We start from the raw sequence: 23,374 nt of genomic DNA on the forward strand, positions 1-23,374 counted from the left end.
TTGAGGACATCAGTGGGGAAGGACTTTGCTGAGAGCACGATCGAGTTGGTCGACCACGGTGTCCAGGGCGGGGGGACGAAGGATCGAGTAGTGATGGGCGTCAGTGGCGACGACAGTCAGCGGTCCGGCCAGGTGACGTGACCAGCCGAGATCGGCCGCATGTTCGACGGGGGTGTCGTCGATCCCCATGCCGATTCCCGAGTTGTTCGGGGCGGTTCGCGTGCAGCGGACGAGAACGGTCTCGGTGGCCGCGTCGGGCAGCAGACGCGGTTCGTGACGTGCAAGCGCGTCGAGATGACGACCGAATACCTCGAAGCGTGCGCGTCCGTCGTCGCGGGGGCCGAGCAGCCGGCGGCTGCGCAGCTTCGCGGCGATCACGGTGTTTCTCTCGCCGGGGTCCAGGTTCGCGACCTCGTTCCACGCGGTCTCGCCGATATCGAGGTCGATATCGAGGAACGCCTCCAACGCGCCCAGTTGGCGCCGCGCCACCTCGATCTCACGTTGTGTGGGCGTGCCGGGGATGGGGGTGATGTAGGTCGGGTCATTGGAATCGAGCATGACGATCAGCGCTGTGTGCTCGCCGTCCTCGTGCAGCTGCCGTGCCATTTCCTGCGCTACCGAGCCGCCCATGGACCAACCGCCGAGCAGCCATCCCCCCGGCGGAGTCGGATACCGGCTCCGGATCGCCGACAGATACCGCGCGGCGATGGCCGATATCGAGTCCGCACCCGGGGTATCGGCAGTGAGCTGAGGATCGGTGAGTGCCACGACCGCGACGTCGCTGGCCAGCCGCCGCGACAACTCGGCGTAGCAGAGTACGTCTCCACCCGAGGGATGGATCAGGAACAGCGTGGGAGTGTCTGCCCGATCCGATGCTGCGCCCCGCAACGGGACGAGGACGTCGGCGGGATCGGCCTCCGGCAGGTCGGAGGTGGTGCTCACCTGCGTCCACGCGCCGTCGTCCTCGGCGAGGCGCGTCACCACCTCGGTGTGCCCGGCCACCACTCGGTCCAGTTCGTCGTCGGGGAACAGTCCATCCAGTACGTCCCACTGCAGTCGCAACTCACCGTCCTGCTCGAGCACCTGATGATCGAGCCACGTCTGCGGTGTCTGCCCGACGGCATGGACCTGTGTGCCGACCCATTCGAGGGAGTCCGAATCGTCGACCATGTCGTGCACGCCGAGAGCGCCGGTGAACACGACGGGTACCGAGCGCCGCTCACCGACGCGGGTGGATTGTTCGGCCAGAAGCTCGAGCGCCGAATATTCGCGGTGGTCGAGATCGTCGAACATTCTGCGTTGGGTGGCCTGTGCGCGGTCGGCGAACGACGAGCCGGTGAGTGCCTCCGATTCGTGCAGGATCAGCGACGTGAAATCGCCGACCACCTTGTTGATGTCGGGGTGGACGGGCGGGCGGTCGAACAACGTGAGGACGACCGAGAAATGCGGCGTTGCCGACCATGCCCGCAGTGAATCGGTGTACACCGTGAGCAGCGCTGCAGTCGGGGTGATGCGGTGGCGTCGGCATGTGCTGACGAAGCGGCTCCACCGATCGGACTTCAGCGTGGTCGCTCGCCGAACGAAGCGTGGATGTCGATCGAGTGCCGCGCGGATCGGCAGTGCCGGTGGGCCGGGGATGGAGCCTGCGCGGGCGAGCCAGTAGCGCTCGGCCGCGGCCCCTCCCGGTCCTCGCCGCCGCAGTGCCATCGCCGACGAGCACTGTGCGGGATGCAGGTCGAGCACGGGCAGCGAGATATCGGGGTCGTCGTACAACGCCTTCAGTTCCGATTCGATGATCCACCAGCTCGCGGCGTCGCAAATCAGGACGTCGACGCCGATGAACAAGCGGACCCGGCCCGGTTCGACGATCGCGGCGGCGATCTGCACGAGAGGCCAGCGATCGGGTGGGCCGGGCTTCTCGGCAACCCGTTGCCTGATCGTCGCGAGGATGCGCGATTTGGCCTCATCGTCGGCGCGGGAGAGATCTCGGGTTCTGATGCGGTACGACGGGACCGCGTCGAGTGTCCGCAGCCGTCCGTCGGGTGTCGCAACACTGCGCAGCAGCGGATGACGGTCGATGACCGCATCGAGCGCCTTCCGATAGCGCTCCAGATCCAGATCGACGCAGTCGTATTCGAGGTAGAAATGGCACGGGATGTCGCCCCACTCGTATCCGCCGTCGCGTCCGATCCAGTACGCGTGCTGCACCCGCGTCATGTCGAAGGTGCCGTCGGTGCGCAGGGCCTGCGACAGCGGCGGAACCGTGCCTGCCGGGCTGTTCGGGGTGTTGCCTGACGTGGGTACCTGTGCAGCGTCGACACGCCCCGAGAACTCCGCCAGCGTCGCAGCTGTCAGAAGGTCCCGGAGACCGAGTTCGACGCCGAAACGCTGCCGCACGGAGTCGAGCATCCGAGTGCCCAGCAGTGAATGTCCGCCGAGCGCGAAGAAGTCGGCACCGGGGTCGGTCACGGGGGCACCGAACAACTCTGACCAGATCTCGGCCACCGCCTGTTGCGTGGCGGTGAGATCCGACGATGCCGCGCCGACCGCAGCTCGTGGTCGGGGGACCGAGGCGGCGCGCGAACGCGCCTCGAGGCTCGAGGTACCGACCGCGACGACGGTGGGGCAACGGCCGGCGGCGGCGAGATCGAGGATCCGGTCGAAGGCGCTCAGGCCGGTGGCGGCGTCGAGCGCACCCGACATCGCGGTGACCGAACCCGGACCGGGCTCCTCGAGCACCGCCTGCCATCCGTCCCACACGATGCTGACCCAGCGGGTGAGGTGACCCGACAGCGCCGCGGCGTATGCATCCATCGCCGTGTTCGAGGCGGCGTACGGGCCCATGCCGACGCCGCCGAGCATCCCGGTGGCCGACGACATGCACAGAATCGAGGCGGGGCGCCGGTCTTCGTCCAGCGCCGACACCGCGAGATGGATATTCTGCGCCACAGTCAATTTGGTATCGATGTGTGCGTGGGCTGCCTCGTGTACATCGGCAGTGAGCGTGACGGGAGCAACGGTCGCGGCCACCCCGGCGGCGTGGATGATCAGCCCGATCGGGTGACCCTCCGCGTCGAGGGATGCCACCACGGCTGCGAGGTCGGCGGCGTCGGTGGCGTCGCTGACAACGTGGCGCACCGGCATGAACTCGGTGTTCGGGTGTTCTCGACGTGAGGTGACCACCACGTCGTAGCCGCGTTCCGTCAGATGTCGGCTCAACAGTCGACCGACCGCCCCGGTTCCCCCGACGATCAAAGCCCGAGTTGCGGGCTGTACCCCGGGGGCCGGTTCGGCGGCAGACCACGACGTGGTGCCGCTCATCCACCGGGTCCCTGCGCGCACGGTGACCTGCGGAGCGGGCTGAGTCTCCGAGCGTCCGAGTGCGTCCCTGATTTCGCTCAGGACAACGCCGGCGGCGTCCTCATGCGCAATACCGTTGTCGAGATCGACTGTTGCCCAACGCAGGCCGGGTGATTCCTGCCCCAGAACCCGGGGCAGTGCCCGTACCGCCGCGGCCGCGGGATCGACTGTGCCGCTACTGGCTGGGTCCGTCCCGTTGTAGGTCACCGATACCCAGATCCCACCGTCCACCATATGTGGAACGAGATGCCCGACTGCTTCCGAGAACGAGGTGATGGCATCGACCGTTCCGTCATGGTCGTGCGTGAACGTGACGACGCCGTGCAACTCGGTCGGATTGTCCTCGGGTTCGGAAACGACCACACCCAACTGGACGAATCGGTTCCGAAGGGACTGAGCTGCAGGGGAACTACCCAGGATCGCCCAGGTGCCGCGCGGCATGTCCGTGGCGGAGGCGGGTGGTAGCTGCCGCCACAGCGGGATCTGCAGCGGGTCGTCGAATGCGGCGGAAGGCCCGGGTTCGGCGTCCGGCGGTTCGATCCACAGGTGTCTGCGATCGAACCGATAGCCGGGGGCACGCACCAGCTGCCCGCCACCGGATACCGCCGCGATGTCGACGGGCACCCCCACCGACCAGATCCGGCCGACCGCCGAGCGGATCGTGACGGACTCGGATTCGTCGTGACTCATCGTCGACACCACTGCCGCGGCGTTGCCGAATCCGTGAGACAGGGCCAGACCCGTCAGCGACGAGCCAGGTCCGATCTCGACCACCACCACATCGCCGCGCGCCGCGGTCACCGCAGCAGTGAGTGCGCGAGAGAACTGCACCGGACTGCGCAACTGCTCGACCCAGTGCGACGGTTCGCGCAGAGTGGCGGCGTCGACGGCGCCGCCGGTGACCGTGCTGAACACCGTGCTGCTACTCGACTCACGGGCATCGGTGTCGAACGAGCGCACCGCGCGTTCGACCTCACCCAACGCCGCCTCGACGTGCCGGGAGTGCATCGCGGCATCGAGGCGCAGCAGGCTGACGTCGGCACCCCGATCCGTCAGAAGCTCGTCGGCGGACTGCAAGGCGTCATGGGTACCGGCGATGACGCAGGAGTTCGGGCCGTTCACGGCCGCCAGGTCGATTCCCGGAAGCTCGGGCAGTATGCCGCGGAGTTCGTCCTCGGCGAGGGCGACGGACATCATCCCGCCGACACCTGCGGAGCGGACGGCCGCAGTGCACCGCGCGGCGACGAGTGTGCAGGCCTCATCCAATGTCAGCGCACCGGTGAACGCCGCGGCAGTGCATTCACCGAGGCTGTGGCCGACTATTGCCGTCGGAGTCAGCCCCCAGGACTGCAGTAGACGCGCGGTGCCGAGAGAGATCGCGAACAGAGCCGGTACGGCGAAGCCGACATCGCGGATCCGGTCGGAGGTGTCGGCACGGTCGAAGACGTCGCGGATGTCGGCGCCGATACGCGGAAGGAGTAGGCCGGCGACCTCGTCGACTGCGGCACGGAACACCGGCTCGTCGCGGTAGAGATCTGCCCCCATGCCGCGATAGTGGCCGCCGGCGCCCGGGAACGCGAAGATCACCGAGGGAGCGAGTGTGTGGGCCGCAGTGGGTTCCGGGAACACCGGGCGTGCTTGCGGAACAGCCGGGTCGAACACCGCGGCCGTTCGGTGTGCCAGCGCCGCGCGACCGGTGGCGAGTGTGTGCGCGAGATCGACCGGCGACGCCTGCTGTGCAAAATTGGCCGGCGACGCCTGCTGTACAAAATCTGCGATCGCGTCGGCGGTGGCGCGTGCCCCGACAAGGGTGGCGCCCGAGGAGACCAACAGCACGGGCCGCTCGAATGCGGTCGGACGAACCGGATTTCCGGGTGCGGGGCCGAGTACGACGTGGGCGTTGGTTCCGCCGATCCCGAAGGAGCTGACGCCGGCCAGCGGGGCCGTATTCCAATCGCGGGTCTTGCCGAGCAATTCGAACGGTGAATCCGGCAGCCGCAGTTCCTCGGCAACGTCATCAGACCCGAGTGACATCGGGAGAGTCCGATGATGGATCGCGAGGACCGCTTTGGCGAACGAGGCGATCCCGGCAGCGGAATTGGTGTGGCCGATATTGCCCTTCACCGAGCCGATTCCGCACCACGGCGGACCGCCGCGTCCGAACACGGCGCGCAGCGCCGCGATCTCGATCGGGTCGCCGAGCCTCGTCGCCGTCCCGTGTGCTTCGATCAGGCCGATCTCCGAGGGATCTGCCTCGGCAACGGCGAGTGCTTCGGCCACGACGCGGGCCTGCCCGCGCACGGACGGGGCGGTGAACCCGGCCTTGTCGGTGCCGTCGTTGTTGACAGCGGACCCGTGTAGTACCGCGAGAATCGGGTCGCCGGAGGCAACCGCATCCTCGAGTCTGCGCAGGACGACGGCGCCGGCGCCCTGGCTGTAGACAATGCCCGAGCCCCGGGCCCCGAACGGCGCTATCTCTCCATCTCTGGAGAACACTCCGCCCTCGACATGAAGATATCCGCGTCCCTGGGGAACGATGGCCGACACACCACCTGCGAGAGCGGTGTCGCACTCTCCGGAGAGCAGCGACTGCGCCGCGAGGTGGATCGCGACGAGGGACGTCGAGCAACTGGTCGATACGGCGATCGCCGGGCCGGTCAATCCGAGGCGGTACGCGATCTGCAGGGGTAGGTAGTCCGGCTGCGTGGCGATCGCGGTTTGCATGCTGCCCAGCGGATCGCGGCCACCGCCCGTCGTATCCCATCGACCCGCAAGGTTGTGTGCCAGGTAGCCGCTCTGCGTGGACCCGACGAAGACGCCGACGGCTCCACCGCCGCGACCGTGCCCGTGTCCGCTGTCTTCGAGCGCAAGCCAGGCGCACTCCATCATCATGCGGTGTTGCGGGTCGAGGGCAGATGCCTCTGCCGCGGTGAATCCCCATGCTGCCGAGTCGAAGTGGGACTGGTCCTCGATGATCCCCGCGACCGGTACGTAGTTGCGATCCCGGGCCAGCGAGAGCGGCACCCCTGCGGCGAGGAGCTGGTCGGCGGTCAGGCGCGTGAGTCCGCTGCGACCGTCGCGAATCAGCGACCAGTACCGGTCGACGGACGGCGCACCGGGGAACCGTGTCGACAATCCGACGACGGCGACGTCGCCCGTCATCGGACGGCCTCCACGGCATGCATGCGGGCGGCGAGCCGGGCTGCGCGACCGTGCGATGCGCTGGGCGACCTCGGGGTGTGTGCGGCTGGCGGGGGTGCGGTACGAGTGCCGGCGCGCGTGTGCTCGGAGAGGAAGGCCGCGAGTGATACGACGGTGGGGTTCGCGAACAGGTCGATCACCGTGAAATTGTCGGAGGCGACGGCTGTGCTCAACCGGCGGTGGGCGAGCACCAGCGTCAACGACGTCGCGCCCGCGTCGAAGAACGGCGTGGCGGCATCGATCTTCTCGCCGAGGAGCTCGGTGAAGACGTCGGTCACGAGAGTCTCGATCGCCGGGTCCACGAGGCGCCCCGGACTCTCGACCGGTGCGGGTAGTGGCGACGCCGGAGTCGTCGCTGGTTCGATCGCCGTGATGTGCAGTTCGAGTAACCCACTCGGTGCATGCACCTCGTCGACGGCCACCGACTCACCGAGATGGCGAACAGCCTGATCGGCCCACCGGGCGGCGGCCTCGAGGGATTGCCGCGGTGCCAGGGCGCCGGCCGCGACCGTGATGCGCAGTTCGAGACCGCGGGCCAGCGCATCGGCGACCATGTCGAAGGATGCGTCGTCCTCAGGGCAGTCCGCAGGAGTCTCGGCGTGCTGTTCCACGTCGGCGGGCACCTCAGATTCCGGTTTGCGCCGGAATGGATTGGGCAGGGCGCGGTGGTCGACCTTGCCGTTCGGTGTGACCGGCAGGGATGCAAGCCGCACGAATCGGCTGGGGATCATGTAGGGCGGGAGGTGGGCCTGCAGGGCAGCAACGAGATCCGTGTCGGCCGCAGGCTTGCCGGCTACCGAGTCGACGATGAAACAGATCAGGCGCGGGCGGTCGTCGGGTCCGGGTACCGCCGAGGCAACGGCGGCGCGTACCTGAGGTAGCCGCTCGAGGGTCGAGTCGATCTCACCGAGCTCGATGCGATGCCCGGCGATCTTGACCTGGCGGTCGACGCGGCCGAGGAACTCGATGGCACCGTCAGTGCGCCACCTGCCGAGATCGCCGGTGCGGTAGAGGCGTCGACCGGTCGCGGCGTGCACGACGAACCTCGCCGAGGTCTGTTCCGGATTACCGATGTACTCACGCGCAAGACCGGCGCCGCCGATGTACAGCTCACCGGCCTGTCCGACCGCGCAGGGCGCACCGTCGTCGAGGACGTGGAAGCTCTGACCGCCGAGTGCCCGCCCGTACGGAATCGTCGTCCAGTCCGGATCGACCTCGCCGATCGGGTGGAAGATCGACCAGATCGCGGCCTCTGTCGCACCACCGAGGCTTACGAGGGTGGCCTCCGGTGCGAGAGCCCGTAGGCGATCGGGGAGCGTGGTCGGAATGTAGTCGCCGGACAGGAAGACGAGTCGCAGAGACGACAAGGCGCGTCGGGCACGTTCCTCTTCGATCTCGGCGTACTCGACGAGCATCTCGAGCAGCGCCGGCGCCGTGTTCCACAGCGTGACACGGTGCCGCGCCATCACATCCATCCAATGCCCGGGGTCGCGCAGGCGTGTGCTGTCGGGCAGAACCAGTGCCCCGCCGGCACCGAGCACCGAGAAGATGTCGAACACCGACAGGTCGAAGCTGAACGCGGACAGGCCGAGCACGCGATCGTCCGACGTGAGAGGGTAGCGACCCATCAGGTCGTCGAGTGTCGTTCTGACCGCGCGATGTTCGATGGCCACGCCCTTCGGCTCTCCGGTCGATCCGGAGGTGAAGATGACGTACGCGAGGTCGCCCGGATCCGGTCGGCGAGCAGCAGCTCGATCATGCTCGACGGAGCCGTGGTCTCTGATCTTGCCCGCCGCATCGAAGGTCAGGACGTCGACGGTTGCGGGCCATCGGCCGCGGTCGACGTCCGCGGCGACCAGGGCGTGCGCGATGTCTGCCTGACGGACGACGCTCGCGACCCGCTCGGCGGGCCAGTTCGGTTCGACGGGAACGTAAGCGGCGCCGCTGGCTGCGACACCGAGGATTGCGATGATCTGCGCCGGGCTCTTCTCGGCACTGACCGCGACGGTGTCGCCGGGGCCGATTCCGCGCTCGGCGAGACAGTGGGCAATGTCTGCGACGCGGCTGCGGAGCGATTCTGCGGAATACGCGGTGGTGCCCGAGATGACGGCCGGGGCGGAATCATCGGCGCGGGCATCGAACGGATCGGTCAGCAGCGGGCCCGTGGACTCGAATGCATTGGTCGTGACGGGATCGTCCGAGCGGAAGGTGGGGTCGTGGGCGAGGGCACGATCCGTCCAGGCTGCATCGTCGTGGGCCAACCGGTGAAGAAGTTGCGCATGGGCATCGGCCATCGAGCGGACGAAGCCGGGGTCGAGCGCTCCGTCGACGGTGTCCCAGGCGATGCGCAGTCGGCCACCGTCGTCGCGCACGATGTGATCGAGCAGCACCTGAGGTGTTTGCGAGACGCCGAAGACTTCGGAGCCCAGCCATGCTGTGGGGGAGTCGTTCCCGTCCGACAATCCCAGTCCGCTGGTGAAGACCACCGGGTGGCTGGGGCCGGGCATCTGTGCCGAATCGGGGACCTGGGTGGGCGTGGAGGCGAGCCGGAGGACTTCGACCCCGGACACGGTCCGGTGGTCCATATCCGACCAGAACCGGTGATTGACGGCGGACGCGAAGGTTGCGAAATCACAATCGTCGACCAACGGCATCGTCACCAGCACTGTGGTGGTGAAGTCGCCGATCGACTCCGCCGCGGTCTGCTCGTCGCCAGGGTCTTCACGCTCGAAGAGCGTGGTGTTGAGCGCGAACTGCTCGGTTGCTCCCCAGCATCGAAGGGTCATGGCGAAACCTGCCAGCAACACAGCGGTCGGCGTCAGCCCGCGCGAGGCGGACGCAGCCCGAAGCGAACCCCAGACCTCGTCGGTCAATTCGGTCGAATAGCGTGTGAACCGGGGGACGCCGAGGCTGTGGGGTGCCGCCAGCCAGGGCAGGTTCGGGCCGCCGGGCAGTTCTGGTGCACGCGCGGCCCAGTACTCGCGATCTGCTGTGCGTCGGCGAATCTGGTCGGGATCTGTCTTCCGAGCTCGGACGATCTCCGGAAACGACGGGCCCAGTGGCGGGAAATCGGATCGGCCGCCCACCCGGGCGCCCCACTCGCGCATGAGCGTGATCCAGCCGGCCATGTCGAGGGCGAGGATGTCGAAACCGACGAAGAGGCGGGTGACGCCGCCGGGAAGCAACGCCGCGCGGATGTCGTACAGCGGTCCGGTGTCCACCGGAAGCACGCGATGCGAATTCGTGCGGCGAAGTTCGTCGAGTGTATCTGCGCACGCGTCGGGCGACGCCTGTGTCAGATCGGTGACCTCGAAGCTGTATCTGGGCACGGAATCTCGGACGACACCGCGTGCGTCGGCGTCGACGACGAATCTCAGCATCGGATGCCGTTGCACCACCGAGTTCCAGGCGTTTTCGAGTGTGCGCAGATCGGCACGCGGGTCGTCGGCGACCCGGTCGTACTCGTAGTAGTAATACGTGGCGACGCCGCCGAGCGGAAACGCCGGTTCACGTCCGACGAGGTATGCCTGTTGGACCGCGCCGAGCTCGAAGGAGTCATCGGTCGGTTCGGGCTCGGATGCCGCAGGCAGGGTGGATATCGGTACCGGGTCTCCGTCGCGCCTCGCCCGGCCGATGCGCTGCGCGATGCCCGTCGCCGTCGCATCCCCCAGAAAGTCCGTCAACTCGAGATCGACATCGGTGTCGTCGAACAGTCTGCGGCGCAGTCGTACTGCGGTATAGGAGTCGATACCCAGCGCGGTGAGCACCGTGGTCGGATCGATGGTGTCGGGCGGCGTCTCCACGATGTCGCCGAGTGCTTCGAGAACGACGTCGATCGGCTCCTCGGCTCGGTGGTCCGTGACGGGGTGCTTCTCGGGCGACGGCATGAGGGGCGTCCCTTCTGCAGTTGGAGATGGCGTGATCGAGCGGTTGGTCTGCTACTCTAGATGATAATGATTACCGTTATCGAATCGGATGCCTGTCTCGGAAGCCGAGCCGACGAGAACGGTCTCGCGGCGATCCGGGGATGGTCGGTCGCGCAGTGCGCCCAGGACGTCGACGCCCTCGATCGGCTCGTTCTCGTCGGCCTCGCAGACCTGCTGGCCCGCACAACCGACATCACCGCAGCAGACGGCAGCGAGCCGCGGGACCTTGCTCACCGAATGGGTGCCTCGGTCGAGCACGGATGGGTGGTCGAGCGCTGGCTGAACGATCTCGTCGTCGCGGGCCTGGCGGAGATCATCGGCGACGCCCGTGTTCGATTGACCCGGCGGCCTCGACGAACGGAGTTGACCGCCGCGCGCGACCGAATGATCGATGCGTGTGCACGATTGGGCTATGCGGCGTCGCTTCCCACACTCCTGCTCGACTCGCTCCGACACGCCGCCGACCTGCTGCAGGGGCGCGTGAGTGTGCAGTCGATCCTCTACCCGGACGGCGACGCGACGGCGGCACTCGAGGTGTACGGCACGAATGTCGTCAGCCGCTACCTCAATGCCGCCGCTGCCTCGGTGGTAGCCGACGTCGCGCACATCCGGGCGGCGCCGCTGCGCATCCTCGAATTGGGGGCAGGGGTGGGCGCCACGTCGGAACACATCCTGGGCGCGCTCGGCGACGGCAACGTGAAACACTATGTCTTCACCGATCTCTCGCCGCACTTCCTGCGCGTCGCGCGCGAGCGGTTCGCCGGTCAGCCGTGGGTGCGCACGATGAGGTTCGCGACGGTAGACATCACCGCGCCCCTCGCCGACCAACTCGGGGACGCTTCCGCAGACCGCGACGGCTACGACGTCGTGCTCGCCGCGACCATGGCGCACAACACCGTCGACGTCGACGCGCTGCTACGCGAGATCAGCGCCCTGCTCGCGCCGGGCGGCGTCGTAGTGCTGATCGAGACGGTCGTCGAGCACGCTCAATCATTGACGACGATGCCCTTTGCGCTGTCGAAGCCGGACGGTTCCGGACCGCCGGCCCGCACCGACGTCCGTGCCGGTTCGCATCGCACCTACCTCACCGCCGACGAATGGACCACTGCAATGGTGCTCGCCGGGCTCCGTCCGTGCGTCGACCTTCCCCGCAACGGCCATCCGCTCGAAGCATTCTCGCAGCGGCTCCTCGTCGCGGCCCGGCCCGATACCCCTACAACCTACGCGGAGACACACGACAGATGACTACCCAAGTAGACAGCGCCCCAGCGGTACCGGACGCGGACGATATCCGGCGCGTACTCACCGAGATCTGGGCGGAGCTGCTCGATCTGCAACCGGCGGATGTCGTCGACGACGCCAGCTTCCTGCGTCTCGGTGGCGACTCCGTGCTCACCGTCCGTATGTCCGCATTGATTCGCAAGCGCCTCGACGTCGCGCTCGAGCTCTCCGACGTGCGGGTCGAGACGACGCTCGGGCAACTCGTCGAGCTGGTCGAGCGGCGAAGCACGGATGAGCCTGCCCGCGCGTGGAACATCGAGATCGCGCGCCGCGACGATCCCCACTCGACGTTCCCGCTCCTGCCGCTGCAACAGGGATACTTCGTCGGGCAGCAGGACGGCTGGGAGCTGTCCTACGAGTCGGCTCACTACTACCTCGACTATGCGCTCGACGGGATGGAGAGCGACGACGCCGAAGATGCGCTGACCGACGCGCTGGAGCGTTTGGCGCGTCACCAGCCGACGCTCCGCGCGCGGGTGACGCCGGACGGTCGCCAGTACGTGCTCGCGGAGTCGGATCCGTCTGCCCTCCCTCGGGTGACGCTGTACGACTTGCGCGATCGTGACGAGCGGGAAATCGACTCGACGCTGGCGGATGTGCGCCGGGACATGAGCGAACACGGCCCCGACCCGATCACCGGGCCGGGCATCGACGTGCGCTTGACGTTGCTGCCGGGTGGCCGCGGGCGCCTGCACCTCGGCATGAGCCTGTTGACCTTCGACGGATGGTCGTCGGGTGCGATGAACCGCGACCTGCTGGCGTACGCCGCCGACTGGAACGCGACGCTCGTGCCGCTGTCCATCGACTTCGGTGACTATGTATCCTCGCTGTCCGGGCTGAGCCGCACCGACGCATGGTTGGCGGACCGGCAGTGGTGGTGGGATCGCCTCGACGACCTGCCGGCCCCGCCGGCGCTCCCGCTGGTCGCCGACCCGAAGTCGGTCCGACCGGTCACCATGGGCAACCGTGAGGCGCGGTTCTCGGCCGACGAATGGGCGGCACTGCGAGCGCAGTGCACCGCACACGATGTCACCGCGTCGACGGTGATGCTCACAGCCTTCGGTACGGTGCTGGCCCGCTGGGCAGGGCATTCGGATCTGCTGCTCAATGCCCTGCAGCTCAACCGTTTACCGCTGCATCCCGATGTACACCGTGTCGTCGGGGCGTTTGCAGCCACCATGCTCATCCCACTCGAACTGGACCCCGATGCGAGCTTCGCCGAGTTGGCGGCGTCTGTGCAGTCGGTGTCGAGTGAATACACGGCGCACAATCTGGTCTCCGGTGTGGAAGCGGGCCGCGAGCTCGCCCGGAGGCGAGGCAGCCGGCGACCGCCCGCGCCGATCGTCTTCCAGAGTGTGCTCGGAGTGGACGCGGCGATGGGCGGGACGGCCTCGACGGATGCCGGGCCGCTGGGAACGGTCGACATCGCGGACTACTTTCATCAGCTCCGCACCCCGCAGGTCGCTCTCGAAGTGCGCTGCTTCGAGCTCGGTGACGAAGTGGTGACCGTGTTCTCGCTGGTCGACGAGATCTTCGACGAAGCGGAAGTGGCGGTGGCCTTTGAAGAGTTCGTCTCCACCGTTCATGAACTTGCCGCAGGCAGAGGGTGGGAAGCGGTCCCGGACCTTCCCCGCGGCGGTGCCCCTGTCGTCGACGACCGGATGCGGTTGGGTCTGCTTCCTGATCCTCCTGTCAACGAGCACAGTGGCCCGCCCATCGACGACCTCGAATACACCGTGTGTGAGGTGTTCGAGGAGTTCCTCGACGTTCCGGTGCTCGATCGCGGCGGCAACTTCTTCGCCCTCGGCGGAGACTCGATGCTGGCCGTTCGTGTGGTGGCGTTGCTGGCCAAGGAAACCGGTGCGGCCATTGCCATTCGAGATTTCCTCGACGATCCCACGGTCGCAGGCGCCGCCTCGGCAGTTCGGCTGCGATGGGGAGTCATTCAGTGAGCGGCGGCGACGCGGTCCCGGTGATCGGATTGATCGGTGGTTCCGGGACGGTAGGCCGCACCGCGGCGTTGCGAATGTCCGCAGCCGGGCTCGGATCGCTCCGCATCGGTGGCCGCAACCTCGATGCTGCAGCGGCCGTCGCCGCGGAATGTGCGGGGGAAGCCGAGCCGGTCCGGTTGGATCTGGCGAACGCAGCGACTCTCGAGGAGTTCTGTTCGGGCTGCAGCGTTGTGGTGAACTGTGCCGGACCGTCCTACCTCGTGCTGGATTCTGTTGCACGGACAGCATTTTCCGTCGGCGCCGACTACGTCGATATCGGTGGGGAGCTCCCGGCTGCCGAGGCGCTTCGGGCCGCAGACACGGCGCGTGATCGGACTGCCGTGTTCTCGGCGGGCGCGATGCCGGGCCTGTCCGGTCTGCTTCCTCGCCTGATTGCGCAGGGCCGGCCGCTGCGGCGGCTGGACACGTACGTCGGTGGGGTGGCGCGGTTCACGGAGTTGTCGGCCGCCGATGGGCTCCTTACCCGCGGGGAACGCTTCGGCGAGTCGATGGCGTCGATGCGGGATGGGAAGGTCGATTCCAACTCGGTGCCGCCGCTGCGTCATGTCTCGCTTCCCGGATTCCCCCGCCCGGTGCACGCGTGGCCGTATCTGACGACCGAAGCGCAGTCTCTCGGTGGGCTACCGGGGGTCGCCGAGGTGCGTGCGTACAACGTCTTCGCGTCCGACCGCCTCACTCGCGCGATGACGCACGCGTGGGCGCACCTGCCGGAATCCCCGGATCACGCCGAACTCGCGCCGTTCATACCGTCGATCGTCGATGCCACCATCGCCGACGAAGACGAATTCGGGTCGTTCTACGTCATGCTGTTCACAGGCCGGCCCGCGCCGGGGCATCCCCGAGGCACGACCCGGGTCGTTCTGCGCGCCGAGGACTCGTACGGTCTCAGTGGCTCGGTGGTTGCCCTTGCAGCCGAGCACATCCTGGGTGGACGAGTGTCGCCCGGTGTTCATCTGGCCGCCGAGGCGCTCGACCCGTCCTATACGGTGAAACGGCTCCGGGAAGATCCTTTGGTCCACGAGTTGGTGGTGGAGTGATGCGTGCGAGCGAGCCATTCCGATGCGGCTGCGATCGCTCCTATCCCCACTGAACGTCTCAGCATGACATCGGCTCCCTTCTCGCGAATGTGCCGCTGGACAGGCTCGGCGACCACCGGCTGGCCCCGATCGTATCCCCGAATTCAGATGGGGTCGTGGACCACACCCCGGGAGGAATCCGACGTGATCGATGTCGTGATTGTTCGATTTACCCTGACGCAGTGAGGAATTCGCTCGCCACAGCGGGGGCGGGGCGCCGTGGTCGCGAAACGACCAGAACCGCGCCGGCCCCGACCTCTTGCGGGAGGTGACGACGCGGGGGACCATGACCGGTGTGCCCGACGATACTGTCGACGTGAGTCCGCAGCCCCTACCGCTGCGGGTCGCGCTGCCCCGACTCGCACGATGCGCGCTGCGTACTGCGCAACTGCTGTCCGCTCGACGACTGCACCGACCGAAGGAACGCATCGGGCGCAGGATCACGTTTGCAGACGGCACCACCGGCGTCGTCTATCGCGAAACCGTTGCCGATGTGGATTCCGTGTCGGAACCGACTGTTCTGGTCGTCGCGTTCGCATTGCGGGGAGTTCGCAGTCGCATCGGGCATGCCGTATTTCGAGCCGAGAGTATTGCCAATACACCGTTGTTCGCTGGATTTCCCGGGTTCGTCACGAAACTGTGGCTTACCGCCGATGAGCACGGCTGCTATCGAGGTGTCTATCAGTGGGACGGCCCCGGTGCCGCCGACGACTATGTTCGTGCTCTGTGGTGGCCGCTGATGGTGGTCGGCAACCGGAAGTCGATCAAGTATCGGGTGCTGCCGGGTAGACACCGCGACGAGTTTCTTCGTGCGTCCGCTCCGGATGCGGCCGCGGGCTTATCCGACGGGCAGTGGTGGCAACCGGTGAGCACCGGGGCTTACCCTCCATAGGGGGTGCGGAATCGACTTGCAGGGAGTCTTTGATGACCGGGCACAACGTGTGGATACGACCGATCGAGTCAGTGCGTGCCGCCGATGCGCCCACAGTAGGTGGCAAATCGGCGAACCTGGGTGAGCTCACGCGGGGCGGTTTCCCGGTTCCTGCCGCATTCGCTGTCACGACCGACGCGTACCTCGATGCGATGCAGGCCGCGGGTACACGAGCACGGTTGGCTGCCGAAGCGGTGCCGCCCGCCGACATCGACGATGCCACACTCATCCGCACCTCTGCTGAACTCGCCGCGTCCGTGACCGACGCGCCGGTCCCGGACGAGATCCGGGCGCAGATCGTGTCGGCCTACGAGGCTCTCGGGGCGAACGTGCCGGTGGCGGTACGGTCGTCGGCGCCGGCAGAGGATGCGGCGGACACGTCGTTCGCGGGCATCCACGAGTCGTACACCAATGTCATCGGTGCTGATGCCGTGGTTCGTGCGGTGCAGGCGTGCTGGGCATCGTTGTGGTCCGAACGCGCCCGCACCTACCGTGGACTCCGTGGGGTGACGGACGAGCCGTCGATTGCCGTGGTGGTGCAGACGATGGTGAAATCCGAGTCGTCGGGGGTGGCGTTCACCGCCGACCCCCGCAGCGGCGACCTCGACCGCATCGTGATCGAAGCGGCCCTCGGTCTCGGCGAGGTGGTGGTCGGTGGGCAGGTCGAGCCGGACACCTACGTCGTCGCCAAGAGCAGCTTCGAGGTGCTCGACGTGCACCGCGGTCATCAAGAGTTCCAGATCTCCTCGACCGATGCTGGGGACAGCCGTGTCGCTCTGGATCCGGCGCTCGGCAACCGCGTCCTCGACGACGATCAACTCGATCGTGTCGCGCACCTGGCCGCGGGCGTTGAACAGCATTACGGGTGTCCGCAGGATCTCGAGTTCGCCTTCGCGGACAACGACCTGTGGATCGTGCAGACCCGTCCGATCACCACCCTCGGTGTTCAGCCGGTGCCGGTACCGGCCGGTGACGGCGACGCGGTGCCGCTGTTGACCGGCCTGGGTGCCGGACCCGGATCGGCGACCGGCCGCGTGCGGATTCTGCGCGAGCTGGCGGACGGGAAGCGATTGAGCGACGGCGAGATCATCGTCGCACCCATGACACGTCCGGACTGGCTGCCGATCCTGCGTCGTGCCGGGGGCATCGTCACCGACGGTGGTGGCATCACCTGTCACGCGGCGATCGTCGGGCGGGAACTGAGCAAGCCGGTGGTGGTCGGTGCGCGCACAGCGACCACCGACCTGAGCGACGGGCAGCTGATCACCGTCGACGGCGACGCGGGTGTCGTGTTCGCGGGCACGCACACCGAGCCGCGCTCGACCGCGCCATCGACGGCCGTCACGCCGGTGGCCGAGGCGGCACTCGTCACGGCGACTGCGGTGTACGTCAACCTGGCGACTCCGGATGCTGCCGAGTCGGTCGCGGCCACCGACGTCGACGGGGTCGGTTTGTTGCGAGCGGAATTCATGATCACCGAGGCGCTGGCGGGGGAGCATCCGTCGCGGATGATCGCCCAGGGGCGCCGCGACGAGTATGTGTCGAAGATGGCCGACGGTGTCGCGAGGATCGCGGCGGCCTTCGCGCCGCGTCCCGTCGTGTACCGGGCGATCGATCTGCGGAGCAACGAATTCGCCGACCTCGAAGGCGGGGAGGTCGAGCCGCAGGAGGAGAACCCGATGATCGGGTACCGCGGGTGCTTCCGCTACGTCCGCGACCCGGAGTTGTTCTCGCTGGACCTCGATGTGCTGCATCGGGTGCGGCAACAACATCCGAATGTGCACCTGATGATTCCGTTCGTACGGACGAGATGGGAGTTGGCGCAATGCCTTGCGCAGCTGGACGCGCATCCGCTCGGCTCGGATCACCGGATGCTGCGATGGATCATGGCCGAAGTGCCGTCGGTGGTCTATTGGCTGCCGGAGTACGCGGCGCTCGGTATCGACGGGGTGTCGATTGGCAGTAACGATCTGACCCAGCTGATGCTGGGGGTGGACCGGGACTCGGAGGTGTGCCGGGATCTGTTCGACACGCTGGATCCGGCGGTGCTCGATGCGATCGATCGCATCATCGAAACGGCCTCGGCGGCCGGGCTGACGACGTCGTTGTGTGGGCAGGCGGTGTCCACGAGCACCGAGCTTGCCGAGCATCTGGTGCGACGGGGTATCACCTCGGTATCGGTGACGGCTGATGCGGCGGCGCAGACCAGGCGGACGGTGGCGCGGGCCGAGCAGCGGATTCTCCTCGATCGTGCCCGGCAGACGGATCGGTAGGCCGAAAGTCCCCAATTCCGTCGCCGGATGTCTTCTCTTGCCGCGGGCGATGATCTTCCTGCGTGACCGATCCTGATCTTGTCACCTGGGTGCGGGGAACGCGCGCTGCGTCGAAAGCCCCTGGTCGCCATATGTGGAGCTGCTCGGTGCAGCATTCCCGGCCATGTCTGCGCAGATAGGTACGCGCGTACCGAAAACGGCTCTCACCAGCCCGAATCGGACTTGTCGGGGGTGGTATCCGATCGTGGCGTGAGGTACAACGTGAGTGGGGGATATCCGGTTGTGGTCGTTCTCATATCCAATTGTTGCGAACGGGTACACCGCACATCACATCAACAGTTCCCAGGGGGCCGGACGATGCCTTGATCCGGCTGGGAGCGCCTAAGGGGCTCACAATCTTGCTGCTGCCGATGTCGCCTACCGACTCGATGTTTCTGCTCGGCGAATCCCGCGACCACCCGATGCATGTCGGAGGAGTTGCCCTGTTCGACCCGCCCGATGGATCCGGCCCGGAGGCGTTGCGCGCCATGCTCGACGCGGCGCTCGCACGCGGCGGCGTCGCCCCGCTGCTGCGCACACGGGCCGCACGATCGATCACGTCGCTTGGCCAGTGGGGATGGGAGACCGACACCACCGTCGACCTCGATTACCATGTCCGACACGATGCGCTGCCCGCACCCGCGGGGATGACCGAACTGACGGCGTTGGTCGCCAGACTGCACGCCGCGCCCCTCGACCGCAGCCGACCACTATGGGTGATGCACCTGATCGAAGGGCTCGCCGACAACCGATTCGCGGTGTACTTCAAGATCCATCACGCCCTCGCCGATGGCATGGCTGCGATGAAACTCCTGCGCGACGCACTGAGTGCAGACCCCGAAGAGTCGGGAATGCCGGCTCCCTGGGAGCCTCTGCCGCCGAAACGGCCGGCGCTCCGAGTAGTTCCGGACCCGCCCACCGAGCAGCCCGACGCCCACGATCTACCAGCTCTACCGGCTGCCCTCCTTCGCGGGGCACTCGGCGCCGCCCGTAGTACCGTCGGCGCTGTCGGTGAGGTCGCAGGCACACTGCCCGCACTCGCCGGTACCGTCGAACGGGCGCTCCGCCGACGCGGAGGCCCGCTCACCGTCGCCGCGCCGACGTCGATGCTCAACGTGCCGATCGGCGGTGCCCGGCAGTTCGGGGCGCGCTCCTGGCCGATCGAGCGTCTGCGTCTGGTCGCCAAATGCGCCGACGCCACCATCAACGACGTGGTGCTCGCGATGTGCGGCGGCGCGTTGCGCACGTACCTCGGCGACCTCGACACGCTGCCCACCGACCCACTGATCGCGATGGTGCCCGTCTCGCTGCGGGACGACCAGCAGGGCGCCGCCGCGGGCAACGAGCTGGGCGTCCTCATGTGTGATCTCGCCACCGACCGCCCCGACCCGGCAGACCGGCTCGAGGCGGTGCGTGCCTGCATGTGCGAAGGCAAGGATTCGATGCGCACACGAAGCTCGGTGCAGATTCTGGCGATGAGCGCCCTCGGTGCGGCCCCGCTCGCACTGGGAATAGTCGGGATCGGAGGCCCGATACACCCGCCGAACGTGCTGATCTCCAACTTGCCCGGCCCCCGCGAACCGCGGTACTGGAACGGTGCTCGTCTCGCCGCGTTCTATCCGCTGTCCGTCCCGGTCGACGGGCAGGCTCTCAACATCACGTGCACCAGCACCGGCGACGAGATCGCCTTCGGGCTGACGGGCTGCCGCCGCGCCCTGCCGTCGCTGGCGCCGCTGCTCGATCACCTCGATGACGAACTCTGCGCCCTCGAACGGGCGGTAGGACTGTGATCGCGTGGACAACTCTACGAACCCCGAACCACCGGAATCCCATTTCCGAGCGCACATGTTGGTCGCTTTCGGCTCGGGTGCGGTGACCATCCATCACAAACTCGCACAGGAGGTAGGACACCATGACACAGGGCATCGTGAAGTGGTTCAACACTGAGAAGGGGTTCGGATTCATCGCCCCGGACGACGGCACGGACGAGATATTCGTCCACTACTCGGAGATCGCGGGCAACGGATTCAGGACGCTGAAGGAGGCCGAGCAGGTCGAATACGAAGTCGGCTACGGAAGAACAGGGCCGCAAGCCCAGAACGTGCGCTCACTGTGATCGCGTCAACCGCAACTCGGCGACACGATGACCGTCGAGTTCACTGACCGTCAGCCGGTGCGTGCCGACAGACAGACTCTCCCCGATGCGCGGTAGGTGTTGGAGCCGGTCCAGCACGAACCCGGCGACCGTCTCGTACGGTCCGTCGGGCAGGGCGATCGCCGTGGCACGGGTGAAGTCTTCGATGTGAAGCCCTCCGTCGATCGTCTGAGGGATCTGTGAATCGTGGTTGTATGACTCGGATGCGGGTGTATCGCTGCCGGGATCGAACTCGTCGCCGATCTCGCCGACGACTTCTTCGACGAGGTCTTCGATGGTGACGATCCCGGCTGTGCCGCCGTACTCGTCGACGACGAGAGCGATCTGCGCATTGTCGCGGCGCATCAGGGCCAGGGTCGCCAGCACAGGCTTCGACCCTGGCAGAGCCAAGATGGGCCGGCACAGGTGCGCAACGGTGTCTGCGTCATCGGCAAGCAAGAGATCGCGGAGGTGAACGAATCCGATCACGTGATCGACGGTGCCGGCGGTGACCGGGTAGCGGCTGTGCGCCCGGTTCAGCGCGAAGGTGCGGGCATCGAGGACAGGGGTGTCGCCGGGGAGGAGATCCACCTCGGTGCGGGGACGCATCACCTCCGTCAACCGGCGGCTTCCGGCGTCGAACACTTCGCTGAGCACATTGCGTTCGTCCTCGGGGAGTGCCTCGTGACCGATGAGGAGTTCGCGCAGTTCGTCGTGGGTGACTTCCTCGTTCGTGCGGGACGGATCTGCACCGAGCAGACGGACCAGGGCGTCGGTGGATACCGACAGCAACCAGATGACCGGTCGCATCACGGACGCGAACCGGTCGAGCGTCGGGGCGGTGGCGAGTGCCATGCCCGTGGCCCGCTGCAGAGCGATGCGTTTGGGGACGAGTTCGCCCAGTACCAGCGACAAATAAGCGATGACGAGGGTGGTGCCGATCAAGGCGACGGCGTTGGCCACGCCGTCGGAGAGCCCCCACTGCTGCAAGGTCGGGGCGAGATCGGGGGCGAGGGTGGAGGCACCGTAGGCGGCGGAGAAGAAACCCGCGACGGTGACACCTATCTGTACTGCGGCAAGGAACCGGTTGGGGTTGCGAGCGAGCGCGGCAGTGCGCCTTCCGCGGCCACCGCGCCGGTCGAGTTCCCGGAGCTGGCTCTCGCGCAGCGACACCAATGCAATCTCGGTGGCGGCGAACACCCCGCCGACCAGTACGAATACGACGACCAGGGCCATGTTGACGGCGGTGTCGGCAGTCATGTTGGAAGGCTCGGATCAGCGGGGGACACGGCGGGTTCTGCTCCGTCGTCCATGGCCCTTTCCCCTCATCGGTGGTGTCCCAGTGTAAACGGCTTCCGTGGGTAGTGGACTGCACTGGACGACCCCATGAGCTTCCTCCCATACCTCGGGTTCCCGCAGGTTCCGAACCAACGGAAACCCTGGTCAGCGGAGGAAACTCTCAGCTCGACGCGGGAGTATGGTGCGCCTGCAGCGTCTGCACCACCGCGGCGAGCAGAGCGTCGCCGGCACGTACGCCGCCATCGAGAGCGTTGGCGACGAGTGTTGCTTCGGCGGTGAGGATGGCCGCGTCGGTCTCTCCGATGCTCGCGACGATGCGGTCGTAGACGGTGCCGCACTCCCGGGCGATATGTGCGATGCGCTCGTGTGCGCAACCGGGTGTACAAACCTGTGGGGCCGAACCTTCGAGAAGACCGAGTGTCTTCCGGAACTGGCCGTCATCCCAGTGGTCGACCGATGCCCGGAGCCATTCCACCAGCGCATGATGGTCCGGGATGCGCGCGTCGCAGTCGTCGCGCGGCTCGGCGTCCGAGGTCTCGGCCGAGGCTTCGATGATCTCGCTGAGGCTCGCTCTCATCGGGTCGAGGCCGAGGATTGTGCGGAACACGATGCCGGTGGCCGACGACAGCGGAAGGTTTCGTTCGTCTTCGCTGAACGGCTTGGACAACACGCTCGGATTCTCGGTTGCCGCGTCGATCCAGCGTTCGAACTGCTTCAACCCGTAGGTGATCGCATGCGCCGCCGGCATCCCGGCGCTGCGATGATAGGCACCGGCCGCATCGCGGGTGGCGCCCCAGGCCATCCGGTCCAGATGCCCGATCGGAAACAGTTCTGCACCGCGGGTCGTTGCGGCACGCAGCGTCTCTTCCTGCGACTCGGTGAGCGCAGGAAGATTGTGCTCTCCGAGCAGGTGCACGAAGTATCGGCCGGATTCCTCGGCGAGGAGATACCGAGCGAGCTCGGTCAGTTCGGTGCGGTCGGTCGAACTCGTGCGAGCCTGATCGAGCTGGGCGATGAGGGCGTCGACGAAGCAGCCGAGGCGGTCTCCGGCGGGCCCGTCGCCGGGGACGAAGAATCGGGCGCGGTTGGTGTAGAAGCCTTCTCCGAGAACGGTTTCGCTGTCCCACGCGAATGCGGTGGTCGGTGAAGTCGGATGGACTTGGAGTAGCTCCGCCTCCCAGGCGGCGATGAAGAGGTCCTTGCTGAGCGAGGCATCCGGGGCGATCGTCCGATCGTTGATCTCGATGGGATAGATCAACCCGCCCGTGTCGCCGACCGCGTGGATGACCGCCAGCGCTCCGAGCTTCGCCGCAAACGACGCGCTCGAGAGAAGCAGCTCGTGGTCTTGGGGGTCCACCGGATAGCGCTCGGCGATCACATCGCGTCGTGCTTGCTCGATTGTCCCGTGCCCTCGCACCGAGAGCTCGCGTCGGGTGTTGCTGGTGAGCGCGCGTGGATTGAGGATCCCAGCCGCTTGATCGTCGACGCGGGTGTTGCATCGTCGACACTCGACGGCCTTCCCGAAAAGGGCATCGGTGAGTGCTTGCCTCGAGGTCAAGACCAATTCCCCCTGGCATGATGCGCATTGGTATCCGAGCAGCGTCGCGGCTACGGCAGCGGCCGCGGCATAGTGTGCTCCGCCCGACCACGACTTGTAGGCGAGGGCGCTGATGCTCTGCTCCCAGATCGGCTCGCCGGTTTCGGGGTCGAGCTTGTCCAGCCGCCAATATGCGATACCTACGTCCTGAAGCGCGGTGGGTGCGTAGGCGTTGATTTCGAGTCGAATATTCGGTTCGGAGGGCTGGAGCGCGTAGGGCATGCCGGATTGTAACGGCCCGCTTC

General features: G+C 67.0%; 11 protein-coding genes. 7 read left to right on the forward strand and 4 right to left on the reverse strand.

The window, feature by feature from the left end:
* Positions 1 to 9: 9 nt before the first annotated feature.
* Both ACZI8W_RS05210 and ACZI8W_RS05215 read right to left on the reverse strand, forming a co-directional pair.
* Positions 10 to 6,522, reverse strand: a complete 6,513-nt coding sequence (locus tag ACZI8W_RS05210; RefSeq protein WP_463367421.1) for an SDR family NAD(P)-dependent oxidoreductase — start codon at positions 6,520 to 6,522, stop codon at positions 10 to 12.
* The gene (locus tag ACZI8W_RS05215) at positions 6,519 to 10,448 is read right to left on the reverse strand and encodes an amino acid adenylation domain-containing protein (protein WP_463367422.1); all 3,930 of its coding nucleotides are present in this window, start codon (positions 10,446 to 10,448) and stop codon (positions 6,519 to 6,521) included. Before ACZI8W_RS05215 ends, ACZI8W_RS05210 begins: the two co-directional genes overlap by 4 nt.
* A gap of 66 nt (positions 10,449 to 10,514) precedes the next feature.
* Here ACZI8W_RS05215 and ACZI8W_RS05220 point away from each other — a divergent pair, with 66 nt between their 5' ends.
* From ACZI8W_RS05220 to ACZI8W_RS05250, 7 genes are all read left to right on the forward strand, one after another.
* A complete protein-coding gene (locus ACZI8W_RS05220; protein WP_463367423.1) occupies positions 10,515 to 11,732 on the forward strand; it encodes a class I SAM-dependent methyltransferase in 1,218 nt (405 codons plus the stop codon).
* Positions 11,729 to 13,720, forward strand: a complete 1,992-nt coding sequence (locus ACZI8W_RS05225) for a condensation domain-containing protein (RefSeq protein WP_463367424.1) — start codon at positions 11,729 to 11,731, stop codon at positions 13,718 to 13,720. The genes ACZI8W_RS05220 and ACZI8W_RS05225 overlap by 4 nt, the downstream gene beginning before the upstream one ends.
* Positions 13,717 to 14,817 (forward strand): saccharopine dehydrogenase NADP-binding domain-containing protein, encoded by a 1,101-nt coding sequence (locus tag ACZI8W_RS05230; RefSeq protein ID WP_463367425.1) that lies wholly within the window; start codon positions 13,717 to 13,719, stop codon positions 14,815 to 14,817. The genes ACZI8W_RS05225 and ACZI8W_RS05230 overlap by 4 nt, the downstream gene beginning before the upstream one ends.
* Positions 14,818 to 15,142: 325 nt before the next feature.
* The gene (locus ACZI8W_RS05235; RefSeq protein ID WP_463367426.1) at positions 15,143 to 15,748 is read left to right on the forward strand and encodes a hypothetical protein; all 606 of its coding nucleotides are present in this window, start codon (positions 15,143 to 15,145) and stop codon (positions 15,746 to 15,748) included.
* Positions 15,749 to 15,780: 32 nt separating this feature from the next.
* The gene (gene ppsA / locus ACZI8W_RS05240) at positions 15,781 to 18,060 is read left to right on the forward strand and encodes a phosphoenolpyruvate synthase (RefSeq protein WP_463367427.1); all 2,280 of its coding nucleotides are present in this window, start codon (positions 15,781 to 15,783) and stop codon (positions 18,058 to 18,060) included.
* A 398-nt stretch (positions 18,061 to 18,458) separates the two neighbouring features.
* Positions 18,459 to 19,889 (forward strand): WS/DGAT/MGAT family O-acyltransferase, encoded by a 1,431-nt coding sequence (locus ACZI8W_RS05245; protein WP_463367428.1) that lies wholly within the window; start codon positions 18,459 to 18,461, stop codon positions 19,887 to 19,889.
* Between the two features lie 122 nt (positions 19,890 to 20,011).
* Positions 20,012 to 20,215, forward strand: coding sequence for a cold-shock protein (locus ACZI8W_RS05250; protein ID WP_463367429.1), 204 nt, complete (start codon positions 20,012 to 20,014; stop codon positions 20,213 to 20,215).
* On the opposite strand, the gene ACZI8W_RS05255 is transcribed toward ACZI8W_RS05250, so the two are convergent.
* Positions 20,207 to 21,493 (reverse strand): hemolysin family protein, encoded by a 1,287-nt coding sequence (locus ACZI8W_RS05255; protein WP_463367430.1) that lies wholly within the window; start codon positions 21,491 to 21,493, stop codon positions 20,207 to 20,209. The genes ACZI8W_RS05250 and ACZI8W_RS05255 overlap by 9 nt on opposite strands.
* A gap of 199 nt (positions 21,494 to 21,692) precedes the next feature.
* Positions 21,693 to 23,351: a hypothetical protein gene (locus tag ACZI8W_RS05260; RefSeq protein ID WP_463367431.1), complete on the reverse strand. Its 1,659-nt coding sequence runs from the start codon at positions 23,349 to 23,351 to the stop codon at positions 21,693 to 21,695.
* Positions 23,352 to 23,374 lie beyond the last annotated feature (23 nt).

The organism is Rhodococcus ruitaii, assembly GCF_055230935.1.

Excerpts from the sequence above, each read along its gene's own strand:
- ACZI8W_RS05250 (WP_463367429.1), top strand. The coding sequence starts at position 20,012 with ATGACACAGGGCATCGTGAAGTGGTTCAACACTGAGAAGGGGTTCGGA.
- ACZI8W_RS05255 (WP_463367430.1), bottom strand. The coding sequence starts at position 21,493 with ATGACTGCCGACACCGCCGTCAACATGGCCCTGGTCGTCGTATTCGTA.
- ACZI8W_RS05220 (WP_463367423.1), top strand. The coding sequence starts at position 10,515 with ATGATTACCGTTATCGAATCGGATGCCTGTCTCGGAAGCCGAGCCGAC.
- ACZI8W_RS05215 (WP_463367422.1), bottom strand. The coding sequence starts at position 10,448 with ATGCCGTCGCCCGAGAAGCACCCCGTCACGGACCACCGAGCCGAGGAG.
- ACZI8W_RS05225 (WP_463367424.1), top strand. The coding sequence starts at position 11,729 with ATGACTACCCAAGTAGACAGCGCCCCAGCGGTACCGGACGCGGACGAT.
- ACZI8W_RS05235 (WP_463367426.1), top strand. The coding sequence starts at position 15,143 with ATGACCGGTGTGCCCGACGATACTGTCGACGTGAGTCCGCAGCCCCTA.
- ACZI8W_RS05210 (WP_463367421.1), bottom strand. The coding sequence starts at position 6,522 with ATGACGGGCGACGTCGCCGTCGTCGGATTGTCGACACGGTTCCCCGGT.
- ppsA (WP_463367427.1), top strand. The coding sequence starts at position 15,781 with ATGACCGGGCACAACGTGTGGATACGACCGATCGAGTCAGTGCGTGCC.
- ACZI8W_RS05260 (WP_463367431.1), bottom strand. The coding sequence starts at position 23,351 with ATGCCCTACGCGCTCCAGCCCTCCGAACCGAATATTCGACTCGAAATC.